Annotated in this window: 9 protein-coding genes; 7 read left to right on the top strand and 2 right to left on the bottom strand. The window is 68.9% G+C overall.

Going from position 1 to position 7,822, the window contains the following annotated elements; translation table 11 throughout:
• Positions 1 to 82: 82 nt before the first annotated feature.
• Positions 83 to 547 carry a hypothetical protein gene (locus HMPREF3114_RS06605; protein WP_049439393.1) on the bottom strand — a complete coding sequence of 155 codons (465 nt, stop codon included), beginning with the start codon at positions 545 to 547 and terminating at the stop codon, positions 83 to 85.
• A gap of 186 nt (positions 548 to 733) precedes the next feature.
• On the opposite strand from HMPREF3114_RS06605, the gene HMPREF3114_RS06600 reads away from it, so the two are divergent.
• The 4 genes from HMPREF3114_RS06600 (at position 734) to HMPREF3114_RS06585 (ending at position 3,334) form a co-directional block, all read left to right on the top strand.
• Positions 734 to 982, top strand: a complete 249-nt coding sequence (locus HMPREF3114_RS06600; RefSeq protein ID WP_005420185.1) for a hypothetical protein — start codon at positions 734 to 736, stop codon at positions 980 to 982.
• A gap of 123 nt (positions 983 to 1,105) precedes the next feature.
• On the top strand, positions 1,106 to 2,023 hold the full coding sequence (locus HMPREF3114_RS06595; protein WP_053496796.1) for a bestrophin family protein: 918 nt from the start codon (positions 1,106 to 1,108) through the stop codon (positions 2,021 to 2,023).
• Positions 2,024 to 2,042: 19 nt separating this feature from the next.
• Positions 2,043 to 3,032 (top strand): porphobilinogen synthase, encoded by a 990-nt coding sequence (gene hemB / locus HMPREF3114_RS06590; RefSeq protein ID WP_005420181.1) that lies wholly within the window; start codon positions 2,043 to 2,045, stop codon positions 3,030 to 3,032.
• A 32-nt stretch (positions 3,033 to 3,064) separates the two neighbouring features.
• Positions 3,065 to 3,334, top strand: coding sequence for a hypothetical protein (locus HMPREF3114_RS06585; protein ID WP_005420179.1), 270 nt, complete (start codon positions 3,065 to 3,067; stop codon positions 3,332 to 3,334).
• A gap of 87 nt (positions 3,335 to 3,421) precedes the next feature.
• On the opposite strand, the gene HMPREF3114_RS06580 is transcribed toward HMPREF3114_RS06585, so the two are convergent.
• On the bottom strand, positions 3,422 to 4,285 hold the full coding sequence (locus HMPREF3114_RS06580; RefSeq protein WP_053496797.1) for a TolB family protein: 864 nt from the start codon (positions 4,283 to 4,285) through the stop codon (positions 3,422 to 3,424).
• 49 nt (positions 4,286 to 4,334) lie between these two features.
• On the opposite strand from HMPREF3114_RS06580, the gene aroE reads away from it, so the two are divergent.
• The 3 genes from aroE (at position 4,335) to dinG (ending at position 7,795) form a co-directional block, all read left to right on the top strand.
• Complete coding sequence (gene aroE / locus HMPREF3114_RS06575; protein WP_005420177.1) at positions 4,335 to 5,180, top strand: shikimate dehydrogenase; 846 nt, start codon at positions 4,335 to 4,337, stop codon at positions 5,178 to 5,180.
• Between the two features lie 3 nt (positions 5,181 to 5,183).
• Positions 5,184 to 5,537 carry a hypothetical protein gene (locus tag HMPREF3114_RS06570; RefSeq protein ID WP_005420176.1) on the top strand — a complete coding sequence of 118 codons (354 nt, stop codon included), beginning with the start codon at positions 5,184 to 5,186 and terminating at the stop codon, positions 5,535 to 5,537.
• A gap of 155 nt (positions 5,538 to 5,692) precedes the next feature.
• Positions 5,693 to 7,795 (top strand): ATP-dependent DNA helicase DinG, encoded by a 2,103-nt coding sequence (gene dinG / locus HMPREF3114_RS06565; protein ID WP_053496799.1) that lies wholly within the window; start codon positions 5,693 to 5,695, stop codon positions 7,793 to 7,795.
• Positions 7,796 to 7,822: the final 27 nt, after the last annotated feature.

Genomic DNA, 7,822 nt, shown 5'->3' with positions numbered 1-7,822 from the left:
GGTAGCGCCGGGCCATGCCCGGCGAGCGCAGCGGAAAAGCCGCCGGGCATGGCCCGGCGCTACCAGCGGTGATGCAATCGCATCACCGCTGCGGCTGCGGCGTGATCACCTGGGTCGGCAACCGTGCCGGCGGTTCCGGATTGGGTACCCAGATCGCCACGCCGGCGGCACGCTTCTGCGTGGTCGGAATACCGATGCCGACGCCCCCCCCCACATGCGAGCCGAAGGTACCGGCACCCACCGACATGCCGACCGGCGAGCCGCTGCTGCCGACGCCCATCAGCACCACGCCATTGGCGCCCAGTGCGGCCGCTTCACGCTTCAGGCGTGCCACCGCGGCATCGGTCTGGCCCTGCGTGCCGAAGCCCACCGCAGACGCCGATTCCAGCTGGGCGATCTCCTGGGAGCCGGCCGGTGGCGTGGAATAGATCTGCACCAGTGCCGGATCGATCGGCGCGCGGGCGCGCCCCAGCATGACCTTGGAGGTGCTGGCACAACCGGCGGCGACCAGCAGGATGGCCGCCAGCGCGGCCCAACGGATGTTCATGGCACGACCCCTGTAGGACTGGTTGCGATCTTCGGTGGGCCACTCTGAATCGGCGCCAACACCCGGGCCCGGGCACCCACGGCAGCACGCTAGCACGCGTCGGGTGACAGCCCCGCCAACGGCAGTAGGCGGCGACCGCGTGAACGACTATGGTGGACAGACAGGAACCAACTGCGGGAGAGCGGAATGGGCGTGATCAGTCTTTTGTGGGGCGTATTGGCGCTGTTGTGGATGATCCTGGCGCTGATTCCGCTGCTTGGCTGGGGCAACTGGTTCCTGATCCCGTTCGCCGCCGTCGGCGCGGTGATCGCCGCGCTGGGCATCCTGTTTACCCACCCGACCAAGCGCGGTCGGGCCTGGGCCGGGCTGGTGCTGAATGGCATCGTGGTGGTGGTCGGCATCCTGCGCCTGGGCCTGGGCGGCGGTGTGATCTGAATCCCGGCACCCGGTGCGACCGGGCGTCGCAGGTACACGGCTGCTGGCCGGGCAGGGGCGTACAATGAGCGGCTGCGCGAGCCCCCCGCGTGCCTGTGATTCCGCGCCTGGCGCGGCTGCCCGATGATCATCCGACCCCGTCCCCACGGCTGGCAACTGCTGTACATCCTGCGCGGCTCGATCGTCAAAGCGATCGCGCCGAAGGTGCTGGCCATCCTGATCCTGTCCATTGCCGTGGCGGCCGTGGTGGAGCTGGCCCCGCCGACCGGCATCGAACGCGTGTCGGTCACGCCGTTCACCCTGCTCGGCCTGGTCCTGTCGATCTTCCTCAGCTTCCGCAACAGCGCCTGCTATGACCGCTGGTGGGAAGGCCGCAAGCTGTGGGGCCAGCTGGTCTACGAATCACGTTCGCTGGCCCGCCAGGTGCACCTGCTGCTGGCCGATGACGGCGGCCGCCGTCGCCGCATCGCGTACCTCACCACCGCCTTCGCCCATGCCCTGGCCGGTCGCCTGCGCGGGCGCATCGTGGCGCTGATGGCCCTGCCGTGGCTGGACAAGCGCCAGCGCGAACAACTTGGGCAGCGCGAGAACGTGCCCGATGCATTGCTGTCGATGATCGCCGCCGAGCTGGCCCAGGCGCTGCGTTCCGGTGACCTCGACCCGATCCTCTACGCCCAGCTGGAAGACCGCCTGCACGCGATGTCGTCGATCCAGGCCGGCTGCGAGCGCATCCTCACCACGCCGCTGCCGTTCGCCTACACCCTGCTGCTGCATCGCTGCGCGTGGATGTTCTGCGTGCTGCTGCCGTTCGGCCTGGCCAGTTCGCTGGGCTGGGGCACGCCGGTGCTGTCGGCGGTGCTGGCCTATGCCTTCTTCGGCCTGGACCAGCTGGGCGAAGAAATGGAAGACCCGTTCGGCCTGGAGCCGAACGACCTGCCGCTGGACGCGCTGGTGCGCACGATCGAGATCGACCAGCTCGACGCGCTCGGCGAACGCCCCTTGCCCGAACCCCTGCTGCCGCAGGGTTACCTGTTGCAATAGCCACTCCTCGGAGCCTGCCATGTCCCATCCGCTTTACCGCCCGCGCCGCATGCGCCACGACGAGTTCTCGCGCCGCCTGATGCGCGAGAACACGCTGACCACCGACGACCTGATCTACCCGGTGTTCGTGCACGAACTGGCGGGCCGCACCGCAGTGCCGTCGATGCCGGGCGTGGAGCGGCTGTCGATCGAAGAGCTGCTGAAGGTGGCCGAAGAAGCGCTGGAACTGGGCATTCCGGTGATCGACCTGTTCCCGGTGATCGACCCGTCGCTGAAGTCGCTGGACGCGTCGGCGGCGTGGGCCGAGGACGGCCTGGCGCAGCGTGCGATCCGCGCGCTGAAGTCGCGCTTCCCGGAACTGGGCGTGATGACCGACGTGGCGCTGGACCCGTACACCACCCACGGCCAGGACGGCATCATCGACGACAAGGGCTATGTGCTGAACGACATCACGGTCGAAGCGCTGGTCAAGCAGTCGGTGTCGCACGCCGAGGCCGGTGTGGACATCGTCTCGCCGTCGGACATGATGGACGGCCGCATTGGCGCGATCCGCCGTGCGCTGGATGCCGACAACCACATCAACGTGCGCATCATGGCCTACTCGGCCAAGTACGCCTCGGCGTTCTACGGCCCGTTCCGTGATGCGGTGGGCAGCGCGGCCAGCCTCGGCAAGGCCGACAAGAAGACCTACCAGATGGACCCGGCCAACGGCGACGAGGCCCTGCGCGAGATCGCGCTGGACCTGGAAGAGGGCGCCGACATGGTGATGGTCAAGCCGGGCATGCCGTACCTGGACCTGGTGCGCCGGGTGAAGGACACGTTCGGCGTGCCGACCTTCGCCTATCAGGTCAGTGGCGAGTACGCGATGATGAAGGCCGCCTTCGCCAACGGCTGGCTGGACGAGCGTGCCTGCGTGCTGGAGTCGCTGCTGGGCTTCAAGCGGGCCGGTGCCGATGGCGTGCTGACCTATTTCGCGCCGCAGGTGGCGCGATGGCTGCGCGAGCGCTGACAATAGCGCCACGATAGACGGAGGACTGCGCGATGGGACCCGAACTGGGATGGATGCAATGGCTGATCTGGGGCACCGGTGTCCTGGTGTTCGGTGCCATCATCGTCGGTGTCTTCATCGCCGCCTGGCGGGCGGGCAAGCGCCCGCCGGAGCAGCTTTCCGCCGCCCGCCACGTAGCCCGTGAGCAGGCCCTGCCGGACAGCGTGCAGGCCGAGCTGGCTGCGTTGAACCAGCGCAAGGACAACGGCCAGCTGAGCGAGATGGAGTACGAGCAGTTGCGCGCCAAGGTGCTGTCGCGCTGACGGGTGGGTGCCAACCTTGGTTGGCACTTTCCCGCATGCCAACCAAGGTTGGCATCTACCAAACGATCATCCACGCGCGGCGTGGATCTACCGCACGCACCCGGCCACCGCCGCCACCCTAGGCACCGCCAACCGGTACACGTCCACGCCACCGGCGCGCGGCGCCTTTGCCGCGCTGCTGGCCACCATCATCTCGCCGGGCCTGGCGTTGTCGATCACCGGCGCGCCGGTCCAGCCGCCGGCCTGGTTGAACGATAGTCCCAGCGGCTGCAGCGCCACACCGCTCCACGCACAGCCGCTGCTCCAGACCTGCGCGGTACTGCCGTGGCCGCGGCTGAACACCACGGCGCCGTCATGGCCCAGCCAGTCGCCGTCGGTCTCGTCGTCGGCGCTGTTCAGCGCGCTCAGTGCGGTGGCCGGGCCACGCAGGCCCTGCGCATCCAGCGTCGCTACGAACAGGTCCCAGCCGGCGCCATGGCCCTGCTGGCGGGCAAACAACAGCTGCTTGCCATCCGCGCTCAGGGCCGGTCCGCGCTCTTCCCGGCGCCCGCCGTCACCGCCCAGCGGCTGCGCTGGGCCCAGCCGGCCATCGGTGGCCAGCGCAGCGCGGTACAGCGCCAGCGCGCCCTCGCGGCCGGCCGCGAACAGCAGCCAGCGGCCATCACGGCTGAAGTAGGGATCACGGGCTTCACCGGCCACGCCGACCGGCAGTGCCTGTGCCTGCTGCCAACGACCGTCGACCACGCGTGCCTCCCAGAGGCCCCAGCCGGCTTCGTCGCGGCGGGCGAAAACGATGCGCTGGCCATCGGCGCTGATCGTGGCGCGGCCCTCGTCGGCGCGGGTCGAGACCACGCCCATGCCTTCGATGCCGTACTCGTTCAACGCCATCGCCACGGGGGCAGAGAGTAGACTGGCGGCAAGCACCAGCAGGGGCGGGGTGATGCGCATCATCCGGTTCCATGCACGAACAGAGCATCAGTCTAGCCAGCTTGAGGATTCCATGACCGACCGTTACGCCGTCTTCGGACACCCCGTCGCCCATTCGAAGTCGCCGCAGATCCATGCGTCGTTCGGTCGCCAGGAAGGCATCGCCATCGACTATCGCGCGATCGACCTGGCCCCGGAGGCGTTCCTGGCCGGCCTGGAGGCCTTCGCTGCCGAGGGCGGTGTCGGTGCGAACGTCACCCTGCCGCACAAGGAAACCGCGTTCTCGGTGTGCACCACGCTGACCGCACGGGCGCGCCGCGCCGGATCGGTCAACACGCTGCTGCGCAAGGGCGACCGTTGGCACGGAGACACCACCGATGGCATCGGCCTGGTGCGCGACCTGACCGACCGCCATGGCCTGGACCTGCGCGGCCGTCGCGTGCTGATGATCGGTGCCGGTGGCTCGGCGCGCAGCGTCGCCCCGGCGCTGCTCGATGCCGGCATCACCGAACTGGTGGTGGTCAACCGCACGCCGGAACGTGCCGACGAGCTGATCGATGCCATGGGCGAACCGGGCCGCGCGATCAGCCGCTACTGGGAGGACCTGCGCGACCTGGGCGACTTTGAACTGATCGTCAACGCCACCTCGGCGGGCCGCGACCGCGACGTCGAGTTCAAGCTGCCGCTGTCGCTGGTCAACTCGATGACCACCGCCGTCGACCTGAACTACGGCGAGGCGGCGATCGCCTTCCTGGCATGGGCACGCGCGGCGAACTGCCGCAACACCGTGGATGGCCTGGGCATGCTGGTCGAACAGGCTGCCGAGAGCTTCCTGCAGTGGCACGGCGTACGCCCGCAGACCGACGAGGTCTACCAGGCGCTGCGCCAGGGCCCGGCTGTGTTGGCCGGCGAGGACTGATCGATGGACGGCACGACCTTGATGGTGACCGTGCTGAGCATGGTCGGTGTGCGCCTGCCGGTGCTGATCGCGCTGTGCGTCGGCCTGGTCTGGGTGGTCGGTGCGCCGCGCGATGCGACCCGCACCGGCGCCCTGGTCGGCCTGCTGCTGTTGCTGTTGACCAGCCTCGGTGGGATGGCGGCGGGCATCCTGCCGATGTGGATGGTCCGCAGTGGTGATTTCAGTGCCGTGTCGAGCCTGAGCGCCATCCTCGGCGTGCTGCATTTCGCGCTGGCAATGGTCGAGGCCATCGGCGTGGTGCTGCTGGTGTGGGCGCTGGTGCGCCTGCTGCGGCTGCGCGGCAACGCGGTGCAGTGACACCGCGGTGACGGCCCAGGGCCGTCGCCAGCAGCGTCCGGTGTGTTCATCCAGCCGCCGGGCGTCGCCGCTGCCCCGTTCAGGCAGCCAGCGGCGGCGGACATGGCCGGCCATGCGACAATGACCGGCCCGATCCAGCCACGGTAATTCCCGGCGTGACCGAAACCGTCGCCGCTCCGCGCACGCTCGATGACCCCTTGAAGGACGCGATCCGCAAGGCGTACACGACGCTGCAGGCCAATACTCCCGGCTTCTCCACCCGCCGCTCGCAGAGCCAGATGATCGGCGTGGTGTCACGCGCGCTGTCGAAGAGCGGCGGCGTTGGCGTGGTCGAGGCGCCGACCGGCGTCGGCAAGAGCCTGGGTTACCTCACTGCGGGCGTACCGATTGCGCTGGCCAGCAAGAAGAAGCTGGTGATCAGCACCGGCACCGTGGCGCTGCAGTCGCAGCTGGTCGAGCGCGATATCCCGAATTTCCTCAAGGCCACCGGCCTGGAAGCAACCGTGGCGCTGGCCAAGGGCCGTACCCGCTACCTGTGCACGCGTAACGCCGCCGAAGCACAGGGCGAGGGCTCGCAGGGCGGCATGTTCGAGGATGATGCACCACTGTTCGACCGGCCGCTGGCGCCGATCGAGATGGACATCGCCAAGCGCCTGACCGATGCCTTCACCGGCGGCAGCTGGGACGGCGATATCGACAATGCGCCGGAGACCATCAGTCCCGGCCTGCGCAGCCGCATCACCACGCCGGCCTCGGGCTGCGCCGGGCGCCGTTGTGCGTATTCGGCGCAGTGCGCGGTGCTGCGTTCACGCAACACCGTGCGCGATGCGCAGATCGTGGTCACCAACCACGCGCTGCTGCTGTCGGCGCTGTCGATCGGCGACAGCGACAACGGCCAGCCGTTGATCGCGCCGCCGTCGGACATGCTGCTGGTGCTGGACGAAGGCCATCACATCGGCAACGTGGCGATCGACCAGGGCGCGGCCAGCCTGGCGCTGGATGAAATGGCCAAGCGCACCGGGCGCCTGCAGATCCTGATTGCCGGTGCCTACCGCGCGGTCGACAAGGACCGCCTCGGCAACCTGCTGCCGAACGAAGCGATCGAGGTCGCCAGCAACGTCGCCAAGCAGCTGCGCGCGTTCCGCGATCACATCGAGCGGGTGTGGATGCCGGCGCCAGCGGACGAGGAGCCGATGTGGCGCGCGGCCAACGGCCGTTTGCCGGAGGCCTGGCGCGAGCCGATCGAGGCACTGGCCGACGAGACCCGCAGCCTCTACAACTGGGCGCATGCCGCTACCGCGCAGGTGGCCAAGGGCAAGCCGGACGACGCCGCGCGCGAGCGCCTGCAGCGCAACCTGGGCATGGCGCTGGAAATGATCGAGCAACAGTACAACCTGTGGCAGGCCTGGCGCCGCGAGGACAAGGACGGCGCGCCGCCGATGGCGCGCTGGGTCACCGCCACCCGCGACGGCGACCTGGTGCTGCACGGCTCGCCGGTATCGGCCGCGCACGTGCTGCGCAAGCTGCTGTGGGATGAGGTGGACTCGGTGGTGATGACCTCGGCGACGCTGACCGGCGGTGGCGATTTCCAGTCGCTGGCGATCGACAACGGCATTCCGGAAGAGGCCGAGATGGTCTCGCTGTCGTCGCCGTTCGACCTGCCCAACCAGGCCGAGCTGATCGTGCCCAGGTTCCCGGTCACCCCCGACGACCGCGAAGGCCATCCCCGCGAAGTGGCGCGCTACCTCGACACCGAGCTGGATTGGGCCAAGGGCTCGATGGTGCTGTTCACCTCGCGCTGGAAGATGGAAAAGGTGGCCGGGCTGATGCCGGCGGCGCGGCGCAAGCAGGTGCTGGTACAGGGCGAGATGTCCAAGACCCGGCTGATCGAAGAACACCTGCGCCGCGTCGAAGCGGGTGAGGGTTCGGTGCTGTTCGGCCTGAACTCGTTCGGTGAAGGCCTCGACCTGCCCGGTGAAGCGTGCACCACGGTGGTGATCACCCAGGTGCCGTTCGCGGTGCCGACCGATCCGCAGACTGCCACCCTCAGCGAATGGTTCGAGGGCCGCGGGCTCAATGCGTTCAACCTGATCGCCATTCCGCACGCGCTGCGCACGTTGACCCAGTTCGCCGGTCGCCTGATCCGCACCTCCACCGACACCGGCCGCGTGATCATCCTCGATTCGCGGCTGCTGACCCGCCGCTACGGCAAGCGCATCATCGACGCGCTGCCGCCGTTCAAGCGCGTGATCGGCTGAAAAAAGGGGACGGAGGGGATTAAGTCG

It is taken from the genome of Stenotrophomonas sp. HMSC10F07 (assembly GCF_001807895.1).
In the GTDB taxonomy this organism is placed as follows: Bacteria; Pseudomonadota; Gammaproteobacteria; order Xanthomonadales; family Xanthomonadaceae; genus Stenotrophomonas; species Stenotrophomonas sepilia.
This window is presented reverse-complemented; position numbering and strand designations above follow the sequence as displayed.

Bases quoted from the DNA above. Each gene is read 5' to 3' on its own strand.
- HMPREF3114_RS06580 (WP_053496797.1), bottom strand. From the start codon at position 4,285: ATGATGCGCATCACCCCGCCCCTGCTGGTGCTTGCCGCCAGTCTACTC.
- HMPREF3114_RS06600 (WP_005420185.1), top strand. From the start codon at position 734: ATGGGCGTGATCAGTCTTTTGTGGGGCGTATTGGCGCTGTTGTGGATG.
- HMPREF3114_RS06585 (WP_005420179.1), top strand. From the start codon at position 3,065: ATGGGACCCGAACTGGGATGGATGCAATGGCTGATCTGGGGCACCGGT.
- hemB (WP_005420181.1), top strand. From the start codon at position 2,043: ATGTCCCATCCGCTTTACCGCCCGCGCCGCATGCGCCACGACGAGTTC.
- HMPREF3114_RS06605 (WP_049439393.1), bottom strand. From the start codon at position 547: ATGAACATCCGTTGGGCCGCGCTGGCGGCCATCCTGCTGGTCGCCGCC.
- HMPREF3114_RS06570 (WP_005420176.1), top strand. From the start codon at position 5,184: ATGGACGGCACGACCTTGATGGTGACCGTGCTGAGCATGGTCGGTGTG.
- HMPREF3114_RS06595 (WP_053496796.1), top strand. From the start codon at position 1,106: ATGATCATCCGACCCCGTCCCCACGGCTGGCAACTGCTGTACATCCTG.
- aroE (WP_005420177.1), top strand. From the start codon at position 4,335: ATGACCGACCGTTACGCCGTCTTCGGACACCCCGTCGCCCATTCGAAG.